Here is a 17,828-nt window from a genome sequence, read left to right as displayed (position 1 = left end):
GTTTTTATATCAATTTATTAAATTTTATAGAAATTAATCTTAAAATAGTGAATACTTATTTATTATTAATAATATGAAATAAGATTATTTTTTAACTGAGATATAAGTTATTTATATTCAAATTTTTAATTTGAATAATTTATTTAAAAGGAATGGTATGAAAATTCAAAAATTAGCTTTTTTAATTGCATTTGCTTCTAGCAGTGTTTTTGCAAATAGTAATGTAACACTTAATAAAGTAACGCTATTTTTACAAGGTGCAGAATTGCAAGGACAATCAACAGTATCGTTGACTAAAGGTGAAAATGAAATTTTATTGACTGGAATTGCCAATGACGTTAAGGCTAATTCAATCAATGTCGGATTTGGTAATAATGCTAATGTGAAAGTATTATCAACAACATTCAATAATAACTATATTGATGACAGTAAAGAAAACCAAGAAATTCAATCTTTACTTGACGAATTACAAAAGTTACAAGAAAAACACGATACAGTCGAAATTCAATTAAAAGCAGTATCAGAACAAGTTACTCTTTTGCAAGGAAATCGTTTAGATTTGTTAGTTAAAGGAGCCAATGATGATTTAAATGGAATGCAAAATGCACTAAATTTTATTAAAACTAATTTAGTTACAGTACTGAACGAACAAAATAAACTACAAAAACAAATCGATCAGATAGATGAGCAGATAGTACAATGTAAAAATAAGATTGATAAACAAAAAGCATCGGCAGAAAACACAAAAAATGCAATTATTGTAAAAGTTTATTCTGATAAAGATATTACACTGCCAGTTAACTTGTCCTATGTGACTAATAAGGCTGGTTGGACACCGATTTATGATGTGCGTGTTGCTGATATCAATTCACCGTTACAGTTAACTTATAAAGCGGATATTTATCAAAATAGTGGTTTAGATTGGCAAAATGTTGATTTTAGTTTAGCAACTTCAAACCCTAGTGATGGTATAACGGCACCTAATTTATACCCTTGGCGTATTGATGTCTATTCTGAAAAAGGGGGCTTTTTCTTTTCCTCATATGATGATATGAGCGCCAAAAAATCAAAGTCTGTAACTCCTAATGATAATACGCGAACCAATACATTAGGAATTAATACGCGTTTTGAGGTTAAATTACCTTATACAATAAAATCAAATACTCAAAGTAATATTCTTACACTACAAAATAAAGAAGTGGAAGCACAATACCATTATACAGCTACGCCTAAATTAGATAGCAGTGTATACTTACAGGCACAAGTTACTGATTGGGATAGACTTAACCTTTTACCAGGAAAGTCGACGGTCTTTTTTAATGGTAATTATGTTGGTGAAAGTTTTATTACCACTAAAAATCTAAAAGAGACGTTAGATATCTCTTTAGGAAAAGATAAAAATATCTTTATTGCTCGTAATCGTAATGTTAATGAAACATCAAAACCTTCGTTATTTGGTAATGATATTTCACAAAAATATGCTTACACCATTGATGTAAAAAATGCCAAAACATTACCTATTGATATTATTGTTTATGATCAATTACCAATTATAGTCAATAAATCTGTTTCACTTGATGACGCTAAATATGACGGTGCAACCTATAATAAAGAAACGGGTGAATTACTATGGAAATTTAAGTTAAATCCAAACGAAAATAAAAATCTTAATTTAAGTTTTAAACTGACTTATCCAAAAGACAAAGTTAACGATATAATTGGCTTATAAGTAAGTGAATAACAGAAATAGAATATGTTAAACGAGTGGTTAAACCAATTTAAACAAGATAGCCAAATTAGTTTGCTAGATATTCATTTGGCAACGTTTTTGACGAATAAAGCGATGTTAAGTGATGATATTACTGCGAAACGTTTTAGTTTTTTGGTTTTATCGCTAAGTAAAGAGGTTAGAGCAGGACACGTTTGTCTTGATCTGTCATGCCTAACCACTCCAACTATAGATGCATCACTTTGGTTAGCTTTAGCGTCACCAAACGAACAAGATTGGATCTTCACGCTTGAACAAGCACGCCATAGTCAGGTTGTGAGCGATGGCACAAACTTGTCGCCTCTTGTATTTATTGAAAATAAACTCTACTTTCAACGAATGTGGTTGGACGAAAAGAATGTCGCACAATATTTCAATCATACGACTTTTAATGAACAACCCACTGATTATTCTGATTTAAACACTATACTGAATCAGCTTTTTACTCAGCAGCAATCTCAAATTGATTGGCAAAAAGTAGCTGTTGCAGCGGCATTAACACGCAAAGTGGCAATTATTTCGGGCGGACCGGGAACAGGTAAAACAACCACTGTTGCTAAGATTTTAGCAGGAATTTTATTAACCACTCCTAATGCTCGAATTGTAACGGCAGCACCAACCGGCAAAGCGGCATCAAGGTTAACAGAATCACTGAGTCGAACAATAGAACAACTCAATTTTACATCATTAAACCTAAAGGCCGAGGCGATCACTTTACACCGTTTATTGGGGGCAAAAGCCGATAATAGCTCATTTACACACAACAAAAATAATCTATTACATATTGATGTGTTAGTTATTGATGAAGCCTCAATGGTTGATTTAAATATGATGGCAAGAGTAATAGAAGCGTTACCCGTTTCAGCACGTTTAATTCTGCTTGGTGATAAAGATCAGCTTTCATCCGTTGAAGCTGGAGCTGTATTTGGTGACCTTTGTACTTTTATTACTCAAGGTTATAGTCAACCTCGTGCAAAAGAGCTAAGCCAATTAACTGGTTATAATGTGCCTTCTTGCGAACAAACAGCAACAATTACTGACAGTATTTGCTTATTACAAAAGAGTTACCGTTTTAACGAGTCATCAGGCATTGGTTTGTTAGCTAATGCTGTGAAAGAAGGGCGCTTAAATGCCGTTAAAAAATTATTAACAGATAATGAGTCGCTAGAGGATATCCGCTATCATCCGCTATCATCTCAGCAGGTTTATGAAGACGTTTTACATGATAGCATTCATCACTATAAACATTATTTAACTGTTATTAAACAAAATGGAACTAACGATATCGCATTAGTTTTAGCCAAATTTGCCGAATACCGATTACTTTGCGCAGTAAGAGAAGGTCATTTTGGCGTAGAAGGTTTAAATAAACAAATTGAATTACTATTAGCCAAAAATAAGTTGATTCAATTAAAAAACAAAGAAACATGGTATGTAGGGCGACCGATTATGATTTTGCGCAATAGCACTTCATTAGGGCTTTATAATGGCGATATTGGCATTACATTAATGGCTGAGCATGACAGTTCAAAATTGCGAGTATATTTCCCTTTTGCTGACGGTTCGATTAAAGGATTTTCACCATTTCGATTACCTGAGCATGAAACAGCGTATGCTATGACTATCCATAAATCGCAAGGTTCAGAGTTTGATCATGTCAATATTATTCTGCCAACTGATTATTCGCCATTGCTAAATCGTTCATTGCTTTATACCGCCATTACTCGTGCTAAGAAAACGGTTTCTATTTATGCCACTGAACCGATTTTATTACAAGCAGTCAAAAGTCAAACTGAAAGGCATAGTGGTTTGGTGAATTTATTACAGAATAATAATTAATACTAAAGCTTAGCAAATAAAAACAGGGCAGTTATGCCCTGTTATTTTATTAGTGGATGATCTTAGCTAAAAAGTCTTTAGCACGATCGGATTGTGGATTAGTGAAGAATTGTTCTTTTGACGTATCTTCAATGATTTCACCCGCATCCATAAAGATCACTCGATGAGCAACTTTACGAGCAAAGCCCATCTCATGAGTAACCACCATCATTGTCATGCCTTCATAAGCGAGCTCAACCATCACATCTAACACTTCGTTAACCATTTCAGGGTCGAGTGCTGAAGTTGGTTCGTCAAACAACATAACAATCGGATCCATACACAGTGCGCGAGCGATTGCTACACGTTGTTGTTGACCACCAGAAAGCTGAGCAGGGTATTTATTTGCATGGGCAAGTAAACCAACACGCTCTAAAAGGTTAAGGGCCTTTTCACCCGCTTCTTTATCCGAACGGCCTAACACTTTAATTTGAGCGAGTGTTAGATTTTTCAAAATTGTTAAATGAGGAAATAGCTCAAAGTGTTGAAACACCATACCCACTTTAGAACGTAATTTTGCTAAATTCGTTGACTTGTTAGTAATTTCTGTACCATTAATAACAATTTTACCTTTTTGAATAGGCTCTAAAGCATTTACGGTTTTTATCAGTGTTGATTTCCCTGAACCTGAAGGACCACACACAACAACAACTTCGCCTTTACCAACTCGCGTGGTGCAGTTTTTTAATACCTGAAATTGTCCATACCATTTTGATATATTTTCTAAGGAGATCATCGATTTATCCCTTTTTTAAAATAATTAACTAAACATGAAGCAGTAAAACAAATTACAAAATAACTTGCTGCTGCAAAAATAATCATTGAATATTTATCTGTACCGCCTTGGGTGCCCCCAATTTGAGTTACACTTGCGCCAAATAAATCCATTAACCCCATAACATAAACTAAAGACGTATCTTGAAATAAGATAATACCTTGGGTTAATAATAATGGCACCATTGATCTAAACGCTTGCGGTAAAATAATTAAACGCATTGCTTGGCTTTTAGTCATTCCTAGTGCATAAGCAGCGTGGTATTGTCCTTTTGCAACAGCATTGATACCCGCACGAATGATTTCAGAATAATAGGCAGCTTCAAATAGTGCAAAAGCAATCATCGCTGATGCCATACGTACATCTGCATAAGGTGGTAAGTTAAATACATATTTAATCACTTGTGGTAGTGCTAAATAGAACCATAGCAACACTAATAAAAGAGGTATTGAGCGAAATAAAGTAACATAACTTTTCGCAAAAATATTTAATATTTTAATGTTAGATAAGCGCATTAACGCCAGTACGGTTCCCCAAACAATGCCAAAAGCCACTGCGATAAACGTGATTTTAGTTGTTAGCCATAATCCACTTAATAGTAATTCATAATTATCTAATACTAATGAAGGTATATTGGCAATCCAATTAAATAATTGCGTATTTGTAATACTATCAATTATCCTATCAATAAGCTGCATATTATCCTCCATGACTCATGTTAGGTAAGCGAGTGTATTTTTCAACAATTCGCATCACAGTAATTACCAAATAATTAATCAGCATAAAGGCAATCGTCACACCCAACAATATTTCAATAATGCTATTAGTTGACTCATTGATACGATCGATTTGACCAATCAAATCAATTAACCCAATTGTTGAAGCAACCGATGAGTTTTTAATAATATTAGTCATTTCTGATGTTAATGGTGGAATAATACGTCGATAAGCATTTGGTAATAAAACATACATATAAGCTTGTCGATTCGTTAAACCAAGAGCAATAGCAGCATAGCGTTGACCTTTTGGTAACGTTTGAATACCGGTTCTTACTTGTTCAGCGATACGTGCTGAAGTAAATAAGCCTAGTGCTATTGCAGCAGTAATAAATGCGCTTACATTGGGCGATAAATCAGATATAAACCAAACTTTTACACGACCACTTAACATTACAGGTAGAATCATATACCACAAAAACATTTGCACAAGTAATGGAATGTTACGAAATAGCTGAATATAGCTTGCTGCAAAGTTGTTTAAAAATTTATTGTCTAATGTTCTACATATCCCAACAAGCGATCCTAGTACAAAAGCAATGATCCATGCAGTAAAAGCTAATGAAGCTGTGACGATAACACCGTCTAAAAGCCAGTTTAAATAAATCCCATTACCATAAGGAGTGGGTTGAAAAAATAGTGTCCAATTAAAACTCATAATATATTTAATTCACTAAATTAGATTATGTACTAAATGCTAAAAACAAAGCACTTAGTACATTGGATTAGAAAGATAAGAAAAGTATTAATCTAATGCTTTATCATTAGGGTTAGCAAATAGCTCAACCATTTTGGGTGAAATTTCAAGACCCATATTTGCACCTTTTGGTGGAACAGGTTGAGTAAACCATTTGTTATATGATTCTAATGCCTTCCCTGATTTTTGTGCATCAGCAATAGTTTTATCCATTAATTGTTTAAATTGAGTATCGCCTTTTCTTAACATACAGCCATAAGATTCATAAGAAAGCGGTTCACCAACAATTTTCCATTCCGCAGGATTAATTGCTCGGGAACGCTCACCGGCAAGTAGTGCATCATCCATTAAAAATGCCACGGCACGGCCTGTTTCAAGCGCATTGAATGCATCGCCATGATCTTTTGGTGTAATAATACGAATACCTAAGTTATCTTTATTATTGATTTGATTTAAACGGATTTCTGACGTTGTGCCAGCGGTTGTTACCACATTTTTGCCTTTTAAGTCTTCAATGCTATTGATATTGCTATCTGCTTTGACTAAGAATCGAGTACCGACAATAAAAATACTGTCTGAAAAATCAACTGTTTTTTGACGTTCAAGGTTATTTGTGGTTGAACCACATTCAAAATCATAAGTATAGTTGTTAAGTAATTGAATACGAGTCTTAGAGGTGACTGGTAAATATTTTACTTGAAGGTTTGGTAAATTTAGTTCTTTTTTAACTGCATCGACAATTAAATTAGAATAATCTTGTGAATAACCAATAACTTCTTGTTTTTCACCATAATAGGAAAATGGAATCGAAGATTCTCGATGACCAACAACAATAACACCTGTATCTTTAATTTTGGCTAATGTACCGCTTAGCTCTTCTGCAACAGCTGAACCAGTCATTAAGCCTAACATTGCAAATGATAGCACTAATTTGGTTAATTTTGTCTTTTTGTTCATACTCATCTCCTACTGTTTAGTTTGTATCATATTAAATAATTTTAATATTTTTACAAAGGCCGTATATTATAACTTATTTTTTTGCATAAAAGTACTTTTTACTGTTTTATTTATCTATCACGGAGCTAGATGTAATCAATAATTAGCGTGTTTTTGCCAATGATTAATCACACCAAAACTTCTTAAACCTAATTATATTTAAGCAAAAATTATGCCAGTATCATAAATTATGAACGTCTTTTTATACAAAGTGAGATAAGCATAAATGCCATAATAACAAAGTAAGGAACATTCCCCCATCTTGCATAAGGCGTTAATCCAGTTGTTGGCGAAACAGAAGTCGATAAAACATCTGTTTTAAATTGAGGCAATTGTTTAACAATATTACCATGCTGATCAATAATTGCCGTAATACCTGTATTAGTACTACGAATTAAAGGCCGACCAAACTCAAGCGCTCTAGCTTGTGCCATTTGTAAATGCTGTTTAGGACCAATACTATCACCAAACCACGCATCATTGGACACCGTCAATAAAAAATCACTATCAGGGGTAAATTTTTGTCGCATTAAATCCGACAAAATAATTTCATAACAAATAGCGGGTGTAAATTTAAAGCCTTTTATAACTAATTGTGGTTGTTTTGCTTGGCCAGACCTCATTGATGACATAGGAATATTAAGTAATTCAGCAATCGGCTCAAGTACTGACTCTAGTGGTGTAAATTCACCAAAAGGCACTAAATGGTGTTTTTGATAACGATTTATTGTTGGGTATTGATAGGGTTCCTTTTCGCCCAATACTAATAGCGTATTATAGATATCACCATTGGATTGATAACCATCCTCACCAAATCGATAATCAATAATACCAACAGCGATTTCAGCATTATGGGCTCTGGCTTCATTATCCAAATGTTGTAAAAAAGACTGCTGATTAATTTCGTAATCGGTAATGCTAGCTTCTGACCATATAATAATCTTATTTTCTTCAAGATTATCTAAAGTTAGTTTGGCATAGGTCTGTAAGGTATTATTCAGCTGTTCTCTTGTCCAACGAATTGACTGTGAAATATTTCCTTGAATTAAAGCAAAATTAGCCGAACGGCTATTATCGACGGTTGTCCAATCAACATTCTTGAATGAAATTGGTGCAAAAAAGATCGCAACCAGTGCAATAAATGCACCAAAAACGTGCCTTTTAGGTATTTTTGCAGTGGCGGTTTTTATACCATAAACTAACAAGCCACATAACACCGTTAAAATCAAATTAACACCATCAATCCCAACGACAGAAAAGTAAGCACGCAAAGGACTATCAAGCTGACTATAACCTAATTGCAACCAAGCAAAACCTGTCAAAATATAGCCACGTAAAAACTCGGTAACTTGCCAAACAATCGGTGCGACAAGCACAAGCTGTTTAAACGAAAATGGTGTAGCAAATCGATTTGTCACTCTTAACAAAAAAGCAAATAGCATTGGATAGAGCGACAAATACAAAACTAAAAGTCCCAAAATAATTATGGCAACAAAAGGCGGTAATTCCCCATACTGTTTAATACTAATATAAACCCAGTGAACGCCAGCCAAAAAGTAGCCAATTCCCCAACTTAATCCAAGTATCACGGCTTGTTTTTTAGATTTATCAGCTATAAGCCATAACAGCCCAGCAAACGACACAAAGGCTAAAGGCCAAAGATGAAAAGGGGCATAGCTAAAAACCGCTATACTACCTAAAAACAAGCTTAATAAAATTGGTTTAAGCATTTTCTGGTAACTCTAAATTAGGTACTTTTGCACCATCAGGAATTGTTACATGCAGTTGAATAATACGCCTTCTATCGGCAATGGTTACTTTAAATTGATAACCATCAATTGTAATACTCTCACCGCGTAAAGGTAAACGACCAAAATGTTGCATCACTAGCCCGCCAATGGTGTCCATTTCGTCATCGCTAAAATCAGTGGCAAAGATTTCATTAAAATCTTCAACGGGTGTAAGTGCTCGAACAGTATAAACCGAAGGGGACAAGCGACGGATATCACGATCTTCAACTTCATCATATTCATCTTCAATATCGCCAACGATCAGTTCTAAAATGTCTTCGATAGTCACAAGACCCGACACACCACCAAACTCATCAATAGCCATTGCCATATGATAACGCTGCATACGAAACTCTTTTAGCATATGATCAACACGTTTACTTTCAGGCACAACAACGGTTGGTCTAAGGATTTTTTTCAAATCAAAGTTATCGACACCTTGGCGAATAAAAATCAACAGATCCTTTGCCAATAAAATCCCTTCAATATGATCGCGATCTTCACTAATAACCGGATAACGGGAATGCCCATGTTCAGAAATAATATCTAAACATTGATCAAGCGAATAATTGTCTTTAATGGTAACAATTTGAGAGCGGGGGATCATAATATCGCGAATACGTTGCTCGGCAATATCCATAACGCCTTCGATCATATCAAGCGTATCGGGATCGATAAGCTCATTTTCTTCGGCTTCGCGGATCACTTCGATCAGTTCTTCTTTATCTTTTGGTTCTGAATGAAATAACTGACTTAACCATAATGCAAACCCTTTTTTAGGTCTCCGGTGATTATCATCACTCATTTGTTCTTTTCCTTTCTTACTTTATTATTAATGTAATATCTATTTTATGCTTAGTTTACTTAATCTACTTACTAAAAGCGCTTACAAAATAACATAAAACCAAACGGTTTATCATGCATTTTACTCGTCAATGGGTTGATAAGGATCTTCAAACCCCAACTGTTGCATAATATCAATTTCGATATTTTCCATTTCTTCAGCCTCGTCGTCAAGGATATGATCATAGCCTAATAGATGCAAACAACCATGCACAATCATATGTGCCCAGTGCGAAGTTAATGATTTATGTTGCTCAGTAGCTTCAGCTTCAACCACTTGCTGACAAATCACCAAATCGCCAAGCAAAGGAACATCAATTTCAATGGGGGACTCAAATGGAAAAGATAATACATTGGTTGGCTTATCTTTATGACGATAAGTATTATTTAATTGCTGACTTTCTTGCTCATCAACAATACGAATAGTGAGTTCAGCATTATCCACAAATTGCGGCAAAATAACCCCTAACCATTGTAAAATTTGCGCTTCGGTTGGCAGATTTTGGTTATCTTCGGTAGCAATTTGCAAATCTAAAATTATTGCGCTCATTCTATTTTGATTACCTTAGGTTATTATTATTCACGATGATAAGGGTGATTAGTCGTTAAACTCCATGCACGATAAAGGCTCTCGGCCACAATCACGCGCACTAAAGGGTGAGGAAGCGTAAGCGGGGACAGCGACCAACTCTGCTCGGCTGCTGCTTTACAAGCAGGCGATAACCCCTCAGGGCCACCAATCAACAAACTCACATCTCGCCCGTCGGCTTTCCAACGTTCTAATTGTTCAGCTAAATTATGGGTTGTATAAGGTTTACCGGGAATATCGAGTGTCACAATACGATTACTTTTACCGCAGGCACTTAACATCAACTCGCCTTCTTTATCTAAAATTCGTACAATATCGGCATTTTTAGTACGCTTACCGGCAGGGATCTCAACAAGCTCTAACGGCATATCTTTAGGAAAGCGAGCACAATAATCATCAAAAGCTGTTGTAACCCAACTTGGCATTTTAGTGCCAACAGCAATAAGCTGAATTTTCACGCCATTAACTCCAAAGTTTTTCCAGTTCGTAAAGCTGACGGCTCTCTTCTTGCATAATATGCACAATCACCGAATCCATATCAACCACAACCCAATCAGCATCAGTTTTTCCTTCACTACCTAATACTAAATGCCCTTGTTTTTTAGCTTCATCAAGTAAATGATTGGCAATAGACGAAACATGACGGTTTGAAGTGCCCGTACAAATAATCATGTAATCAGTAATGCTCGACTTACCACGAACATCAAGGGTAACAATATCTTTGCCTTTTAGATCATCAATCTTATCAATAATAAAATCTTGTAACGACTGCTGCAAAATAAACTCTCTATGGTTAAAAAATAAAGCGACATTATAGCATATATTTCAAAAATAACGGTGATGATAACGTATAAAAAGACCTTATTTTGGGGTAAAAATCTTTTAGAAAAGTGATTACTTTTACTTAACATCAAAATACCGCATCCCGCACCATAACAATTCTTTACAATAAATTAACAAAAAAAGTGGCAGATTATTCACCACCAAGCTATAATTTTTAGGCTTTTTTAGGCAAGGAATCGCTTATTAATTGGGCGAACGGATATAAAAATTCAAATAAAACAATAAATTACTTGACAAGGGAATAAAAATGCATTACCATGGTTGGCATCTGGCATCTGGCATCTGGCCTGCCAAACCTATGCCCTAAATCTTATTGATTCGCACAGTGGCCAAAATAGGGCGCCACAGTTATTTTCATCACCGAAGTCATTTCGCGTAGCGAAATCGACGCCGTCATCGGCCATATTTTTGGCAAAATTATCGCCGATATCCAAGTGGTTATTAAAACCGCCATTGCTATTCAAACCGCCATTGCTATTCAAACCGCCATTGCTATTCAAACCGCCGTTACTATTTAAATCACCATTATTATCAAAATCGGCACTGTTTTTTGCGCCATTGTTGTTATTGTCATATACGCAGGATACAGAGGCGTTATCGGCTTATACCTCAAGGGCTATCGAGGGGAGTGCGCCGTATTTAACGTTTGATGGGGGGCGGACCAAGGCAACGAATACGGACACCTTTTTGGCAATCGAGTTGCCAAATGGTATAGTTATCACACCATCAACTAACACATCGAGTGCTACAAATCCGATAAGGTTACCTAGTGGAAATTTCACTTTTAATGATATTCATACGGTGATACCGTCGGGAGCAACCTCTACTAGCTTAAATAATCTAATTAGCCAAGGGAAATGGGGAGATGATGATGGCGATGGACAGGTAACGGCATCGGGGAGTATATCGGTAGCGTTTAGGGATAGAGACGATAGAATGGTTAATCGTACTGATGCATTAAGTATATGTAAAGCTCCTTATAAGGTAACTTTAACAAGCTCAGGTGGCACATTAAGCACGCAGTATGGCGTACCAAGGAGTAGTAGTTTTAGTGGCGCGACGGTGGATTATTATATTAATCCGAATTCATCACAGCCCATTATTTGTTCGGCCAGGCCGAACTTGTTGTATGGTGGAACAACTGGCATCGTTTCTGATGATAAATCCCTCTATGCAGGCCCATCTAACATATGGAATCCTAAGAGGGGCTTTTTAGTTCAGTCAACGAGTCCATCATCTTACGGCAGGAACTTTCCTACTACGGGAGCAAATGGATTATATTTTGATTTACTTATTGGTGGTATAGAAGCCAGTCAATTGACATGGTCTTCGGTCACACGTGGTGAAATAACAGCTACAGTATCGGTGGTAGAGGCTAATAATTATTGGATTCCTAGTGATGATAAAGGGAAACAGGTAGCACGGGTAACGTTGCATGGTCCTAGGGCTGATAGTAGTCAAACAGGCTCAAGTAATCCACGTTCACTTACACGTCCATCTTTGCCGCAGACGTTTGAGTTGATAGGTAGAGACAGTGCAGGTAATGAGTTGGTAAAATATGGGTTTGAGTTAAAGCGGTGGTTCGTCGCTCGTAGTGATTTGGATTATGTTCCAGCTCAAAGAGCATGGTGTAATAGTTTGGGTTATATATTGTCAAGGGTAAGGGATTTAACCAATGCGAACCCTAGCTCATCTAATAATTATTACAAGCGTCACATAGGGGCAGGATTTTTCACGGAGTGGGGCTCCATGGCCAACTACGGTGTAGGCTTCAGGGGCGAGTACTGGACGCGTGACGAATTTGATATCCAGCGGTTAGCAGTCCAATCGAAAACAGGTCGCGTCCTCAAGCACTCCACCGGCCGCTACTTCAGTGCCCTTTGCACCACGCCTTAGTTCTTAGTGTTTATTTCTTAATCCTTAGGGCGCGGGGGGCGATTATGGTGCCTGAGGGGATAATATAACAAAGAATAAAGCCCCCGCGTAAGTTGGGGCGTTTCCCTTAGGGTTGCGTTGTGGCGCTTTAAAGCGGTGGTCTATTTTTAGTACGGCAAGGTTTCGGACGTTTTGACCTTTGGTGAACAAAATAGCTACAGTGACAACGTCCGAGTCAGGGAATTAAAGCGAATTCCCTGACAACCCACGCTTTGGCTACTACGGCTAACCCTCCGCCGTCGCTCGGTCTTAACGCACCGTTTGTGGAATTACTCGTATCATCCTGATACTCGCCTCTACGAGGCCACCTTCGCTGTGCTCAGGTGTTCAAATTTGTTCCAGACAAATTTGTCCGACGCCGAAACAAGACAACAACATAACCTTAGGTCTTTTTTGTGAGTTGTTTTTGTGTTAAAAAGCAATGCAAAAACCCCAAAAAAGTGGTCAGGAAAGGTATTGATTTTATTGAAGTTTTTATTTAACTCTTTTTAAGCAAAATCAACCACTTGCATAACTAGCGTTAAATACCAACAACTAACAAACCCGCAAAACTAATAAAAGTACACTCTGGATAACAACACTTAACCGCAAAAAAATGGTCAGGAAAGGTATTGATTTTATTGAAGTTTTTATTTAGCTCTTTTTAAGCAAAATCAACCACTTGCATAACTAGCGTTAAATACCAACAACTAACAAACCCGCAAAACTAATAAAAGTACACTCTGGATAACAACACTTAACCGCAAAAAAGTGGTCAGGAAAGGTTCTGATTTTATTAAAGTTTTTTCTATCCGTTTTTTTGAATATAAACCTCTCCAAACCCTTTTTTTTACGATAATTTAAAATTCAATAAAATCAAAATATTAGAAAATAGTTTAAAAAAAGGGTTTTCAAAGTCAAAATTGTTGTTTATCTTTATATAACAAGATTTATCAAATCTTGAGTTCTACCTTAACGCCGTATAGGCGGTTTAGAAATGTTAAATTTATTTCTAAATTCAACGCCTCTTCCTTAACGCCGTATAGGCGGCAATAAAAAATAAAGTTAATCACATAATTAAAAAGCAATCGGCTATGTTATCTGTTTTATTCAGGCGTCAGAATGTGGCGACAACAGAGCGAGGTTAGCACGCCAAACAGGAATGTTTGGCGAGTTTGTGGCGCGCTTGACAAATTTGTCTGGAACAAATTTGAACACCTGAGCACAGCGAAGGTGGCCTCGTAGAGGCGAGTATCAGGATGATACGAGTAGCGTAGCCGAAGGCCACATTCTGCAGCCAAAGCGTGGGTTGTCAGGGAATTTGCTTTAATTCCCTGACTCGGACGTGGGCACTGTAGCCATTTTGTTCACCAAAGGTCAAAACGTCCAAAACCACCGTACCAACCCCATTCTATGCACCAACAAAAAAACATCATTTTGATGAAAAAATTGGTCAGGAAAGGTGTTGATTTTATTGATGTTTTTTCTTGTTGTTTTTTAACAAAAAAACAACATTACGCCCCCTGATTTGTCAAAAACAACCCAAGTGATGGATTTTGCGTTTCGTTATGAAAACCATACCCCAAAGCTTTCAAATGCTGATTAAATTCACTACTATCACTTTCGCCAATTTCAAACGCAGCAAGCACTCTACCATAATCAGTCCCATGGCTACGGTAATGGAACATCGAAATATTCCAATTTGTCCCTAATGTTTGCAAGAATTTAAGCAAAGCGCCTTGTGATTCAGGAAATTCAAAACTGTACACTTGTTCTTGAAGCGATTTGCACGGTTTGCCGCCAATCATGTAACGAACATGCAGTTTTGCCATTTCATCTTCGGTCAGATCCACAACAGGGTAGCCTGCGGCGGTGAGTTCTTGCATGATGTCGTCTTTTTCGTTGCTTTGCGCAATTTTGATGCCGACAAAAATATAGGCGGACTTGTCGTCGTGGTAGCGGTAGTTAAATTCGGTCACTGAGCGTCTGCCAAGGAGTTGGCAGAATTTTAAAAAACTGCCTTTCTTTTCGGGAATGGTGACTGCAAAGAGTGCTTCACGCTTTTCGCCAAGTTCGCAACGTTCTGATACATAACGTAAGTTGTGGAAATTTAAATTTGCCCCCGATAATATGTGGGCAAGATTTTCGCCGCTGATGTTGTGGTGCTCTACGTATTTTTTTAGCCCTGCTAAGGCAACTGCGCCAGAGGGTTCAGCTATGGCACGTACATCGTCAAATAGGTCTTTTACTGCTGCACAAATTTCGTCGCTACTGACGGTGATGATATCGTCGATATATTGTTGGCAAAGCCTGAATGTTTCGTCTCCAATTCGTTTAACGGCGACACCTTCGGCAAAAAGTCCAACACGATCTAAATCAACAGGGTGGCCGGCATCTAACGCCGCTTTTAAGCAAGCGGAATCTTTAGGTTCGACCGCAATAACTTTGATTGATGGCATGATTTGTTTGATTAATACCGCAACGCCAGCAGCAAGCCCTCCACCACCGACGGGTACAAAGATGCGGTCGAGTTTGGCATTTTGTTGTAATAATTCCATCGCAATACTGCCTTGTCCTGCAATGACAAGTGGGTGGTCAAAGGGTGGAATAAAAATGCGTTTTTGTTCTTTGGCAAGCGCCATGGCTTTGGCTTTGGCTTCGTCAAAATTGGCTCCGTACAAAAGTACTTCACCGCCGAAGCTTTTTACTGCTTCGACTTTGATGTCGGCGGTTGTTAGCGGCATAACAATTAAAGAACTGATGCCTAATTTAGACGCCGAAAAAGCAACGCCCTGCGCATGGTTGCCTGCTGATGCGGCAATAACACCGCATTTGCGTTCATCTTCACTTAGGCTTGCTATCATGGCTTGTGCGCCACGGATTTTGAAACTGTGGACGAGTTGGCGGTCTTCGCGTTTGACAAAAATTTGATTGTTTAATCTTGTTGAGATTTTTTCCATCTTTTCAAGTGGAGTGACTTCGGCCACGTCATAAACGGCACTGCAAAGTGTTGCTTTTAAGTAGTCGGCGCCTGTGAATTGTGTGTTTTGTTGTTTCACATTAACCTCCAAGTTTGCTTTTATCACGAACTGCCCCTTTGTCTGCGCTGGTTGCTAAGCTAGCGTAAGCTTTAAGTGCATAAGAGACTTGGCGGTTGCGGTGGTGAGGCGTAAAGGCTTTGTCACCACGGGCAAGTTCGGCGACTCGGCGGCGTTCAAGTTCATCATTAGGGACATCTAGTACGAGTTTTCGATTTGGAATATCAATATCGATTATATCACCATCACGAACTAGCCCTATAACTCCACCACTTGCTGCTTCTGGTGAGATGTGTCCGATTGATAAGCCCGATGATCCTCCTGAAAATCGTCCATCAGTAATAAGGGCACAAGCTTTGCCAAGTCCCATTGATTTTAGATAGCTGGTTGGGTAGAGCATTTCTTGCATGCCCGGTCCACCTTTTGGTCCTTCGTAAATAATGACAACTACATCGCCTGCTATTATTTTTCCACCTAAAATGGCATCGACAGCATCTTCTTGGCTTTCAAATACTTTGGCCGGGCCTCGGAAAATGAGATTTTCAGCAGCAACGCCTGCAGTTTTAACAATTGCTCCATCCAGTGCTACGTTACCATAGAGTGTGGCAAGTCCACCATCTTGACTATAGGCATGGGCTATATCACGAATACACCCCTCTTGACGGTCATCGTCAAGTGTGTCCCAATAGCAGTCTTGTGAAAATGCTTTGGTAGTGCGAATGCCGGCTGGGCCACTACGGTACATTTTTTTGACGGTTTCGTCGTTAGTTTGTTTGATGTCGTATTTAGTAAAGGTTTCTTGTAATGATAAACCGAGTACGTTGTGAACATTACGATTGAGTAGGCCTGCTTTGTCTAATTCAGACATGATTGATACCACGCCACCAGCACGGTGTACATCTTCCATATGATATTTTGCAGTACTTGGCGCCACTTTGCATAGGTGTGGGACTTTGCGGGATAATTTGTCGATATCTGACATAGTAAAATCGATTTCACCCTCTTGTGCTGTTGCTAGCAGATGTAAAACGGTATTGGTCGATCCCCCCATGGCAATATCGAGTGACATGGCGTTTTCATATGCGGCTTTAGTTGCGATAGCGCGTGGTAGGTAAGATTCATCATCATGTTCGTAATAGCGTTTGGTAATTTCAACAATGCGTTTTGCTGCTTGTAAAAAGAGTTGTTCACGCTGTTTGTGTGTGGCAACTAATGAGCCGTTGCCGGGTAGGGATAGGCCTAAGGCTTCAGTTAAGCAGTTCATGGAGTTAGCGGTAAACATGCCTGAGCAAGAGCCACAAGTTGGGCAGGCTGATTCTTCGATTGCTTTGCTGTCTTCGTCGCTGACATTTGGGTTAGCACTTTGGATCATGGCATCGACCAGATCTAATTTTATAATTTGATCTGAAAGTTTGGTTTTGCCCGCTTCCATTGGTCCACCAGAAACAAAAATGGTGGGAATATTTAAACGAAGTGATGCCATTAACATGCCGGGAGTGATTTTGTCGCAGTTCGAGATGCAGATCATTGCATCGGCACAATGTGCGTTAACCATATATTCAACCGAATCGGCAATAAGTTCGCGCGATGGTAATGAATAGAGCATACCACCATGCCCCATGGCGATGCCGTCATCAACGGCGATTGTGTTGAATTCTTTGGCAATACCACCTGATGCTTCAATTTGTTTTGCAACCAGTTGACCAATGTCTTTTAGATGGACATGCCCTGGTACGAATTGTGTAAATGAGTTAACCACCGCAATGATGGGTTTACCAAAGTCTTCATTTTTAACGCCTGTTGCACGCCATAATGCACGGGCGCCAGCCATGTTTCGGCCTTCGACCGAGGTTGCTGAACGATATTTAGGCATTTTTTGCTCCCAAGTTTTTATTATGCATACGATTTTATTTTGTCTCGA

General features: G+C 38.0%; 14 protein-coding genes. 3 read left to right on the top strand and 11 right to left on the bottom strand.

Annotated elements, in window-relative coordinates; genetic code table 11:
- Positions 1 to 157: 157 nt before the first annotated feature.
- Both GQ596_RS02710 and recD read left to right on the top strand, forming a co-directional pair.
- Positions 158 to 1,729 (top strand): DUF4139 domain-containing protein, encoded by a 1,572-nt coding sequence (locus GQ596_RS02710; RefSeq protein ID WP_160400144.1) that lies wholly within the window; start codon positions 158 to 160, stop codon positions 1,727 to 1,729.
- 24 nt (positions 1,730 to 1,753) lie between these two features.
- Complete coding sequence (gene recD, locus GQ596_RS02705) at positions 1,754 to 3,607, top strand: exodeoxyribonuclease V subunit alpha (protein WP_160400143.1); 1,854 nt, start codon at positions 1,754 to 1,756, stop codon at positions 3,605 to 3,607.
- Positions 3,608 to 3,656: 49 nt separating this feature from the next.
- On the opposite strand, the gene GQ596_RS02700 is transcribed toward recD, so the two are convergent.
- From GQ596_RS02700 to rsfS, 9 genes are all read right to left on the bottom strand, one after another.
- Entirely contained in the window at positions 3,657 to 4,382 is a 726-nt protein-coding gene (locus GQ596_RS02700) for an amino acid ABC transporter ATP-binding protein (RefSeq protein WP_160400142.1), read from the bottom strand.
- On the bottom strand, positions 4,379 to 5,119 hold the full coding sequence (locus tag GQ596_RS02695; protein ID WP_160400141.1) for an ABC transporter permease subunit: 741 nt from the start codon (positions 5,117 to 5,119) through the stop codon (positions 4,379 to 4,381). The genes GQ596_RS02700 and GQ596_RS02695 overlap by 4 nt, the downstream gene beginning before the upstream one ends.
- 1 nt (position 5,120) lies before the next feature.
- Positions 5,121 to 5,855, bottom strand: a complete 735-nt coding sequence (locus tag GQ596_RS02690) for an amino acid ABC transporter permease (protein ID WP_160400140.1) — start codon at positions 5,853 to 5,855, stop codon at positions 5,121 to 5,123.
- Positions 5,856 to 5,942: 87 nt separating this feature from the next.
- Positions 5,943 to 6,851, bottom strand: coding sequence for a glutamate/aspartate ABC transporter substrate-binding protein (locus GQ596_RS02685; protein ID WP_160400139.1), 909 nt, complete (start codon positions 6,849 to 6,851; stop codon positions 5,943 to 5,945).
- A gap of 227 nt (positions 6,852 to 7,078) precedes the next feature.
- The gene (gene lnt, locus GQ596_RS02680) at positions 7,079 to 8,620 is read right to left on the bottom strand and encodes an apolipoprotein N-acyltransferase (RefSeq protein ID WP_160400138.1); all 1,542 of its coding nucleotides are present in this window, start codon (positions 8,618 to 8,620) and stop codon (positions 7,079 to 7,081) included.
- Positions 8,613 to 9,485: a CNNM family magnesium/cobalt transport protein CorC gene (corC, locus tag GQ596_RS02675; RefSeq protein WP_160400137.1), complete on the bottom strand. Its 873-nt coding sequence runs from the start codon at positions 9,483 to 9,485 to the stop codon at positions 8,613 to 8,615. Before corC ends, lnt begins: the two co-directional genes overlap by 8 nt.
- Before the next feature lie 120 nt (positions 9,486 to 9,605).
- Positions 9,606 to 10,073 (bottom strand): rRNA maturation RNase YbeY, encoded by a 468-nt coding sequence (gene ybeY, locus GQ596_RS02670; protein ID WP_160400136.1) that lies wholly within the window; start codon positions 10,071 to 10,073, stop codon positions 9,606 to 9,608.
- A 26-nt stretch (positions 10,074 to 10,099) separates the two neighbouring features.
- Positions 10,100 to 10,570 carry a 23S rRNA (pseudouridine(1915)-N(3))-methyltransferase RlmH gene (gene rlmH / locus GQ596_RS02665; RefSeq protein WP_160400135.1) on the bottom strand — a complete coding sequence of 157 codons (471 nt, stop codon included), beginning with the start codon at positions 10,568 to 10,570 and terminating at the stop codon, positions 10,100 to 10,102.
- A gap of 4 nt (positions 10,571 to 10,574) precedes the next feature.
- The gene (gene rsfS / locus GQ596_RS02660) at positions 10,575 to 10,892 is read right to left on the bottom strand and encodes a ribosome silencing factor (RefSeq protein ID WP_091346127.1); all 318 of its coding nucleotides are present in this window, start codon (positions 10,890 to 10,892) and stop codon (positions 10,575 to 10,577) included.
- Positions 10,893 to 11,216: 324 nt separating this feature from the next.
- Here rsfS and GQ596_RS02655 point away from each other — a divergent pair, with 324 nt between their 5' ends.
- On the top strand, positions 11,217 to 12,851 hold the full coding sequence (locus GQ596_RS02655; protein WP_160400134.1) for a hypothetical protein: 1,635 nt from the start codon (positions 11,217 to 11,219) through the stop codon (positions 12,849 to 12,851).
- A gap of 1,532 nt (positions 12,852 to 14,383) precedes the next feature.
- Here GQ596_RS02655 and ilvA read toward each other — a convergent pair.
- Both ilvA and ilvD read right to left on the bottom strand, forming a co-directional pair.
- Positions 14,384 to 15,928: a threonine ammonia-lyase, biosynthetic gene (gene ilvA / locus GQ596_RS02650; RefSeq protein WP_160400133.1), complete on the bottom strand. Its 1,545-nt coding sequence runs from the start codon at positions 15,926 to 15,928 to the stop codon at positions 14,384 to 14,386.
- Between the two features lies 1 nt (position 15,929).
- Complete coding sequence (ilvD, locus tag GQ596_RS02645; protein WP_160400132.1) at positions 15,930 to 17,780, bottom strand: dihydroxy-acid dehydratase; 1,851 nt, start codon at positions 17,778 to 17,780, stop codon at positions 15,930 to 15,932.
- Positions 17,781 to 17,828: the final 48 nt, after the last annotated feature.

The sequence above is a fragment of the Gilliamella sp. Pra-s60 genome (assembly GCF_009795755.1).
Classification (GTDB): Bacteria; Pseudomonadota; Gammaproteobacteria; order Enterobacterales; family Orbaceae; genus Gilliamella.
Note: the sequence above shows the minus strand (reverse complement) of the source record. Positions and strands in the feature narration are given on the sequence as shown.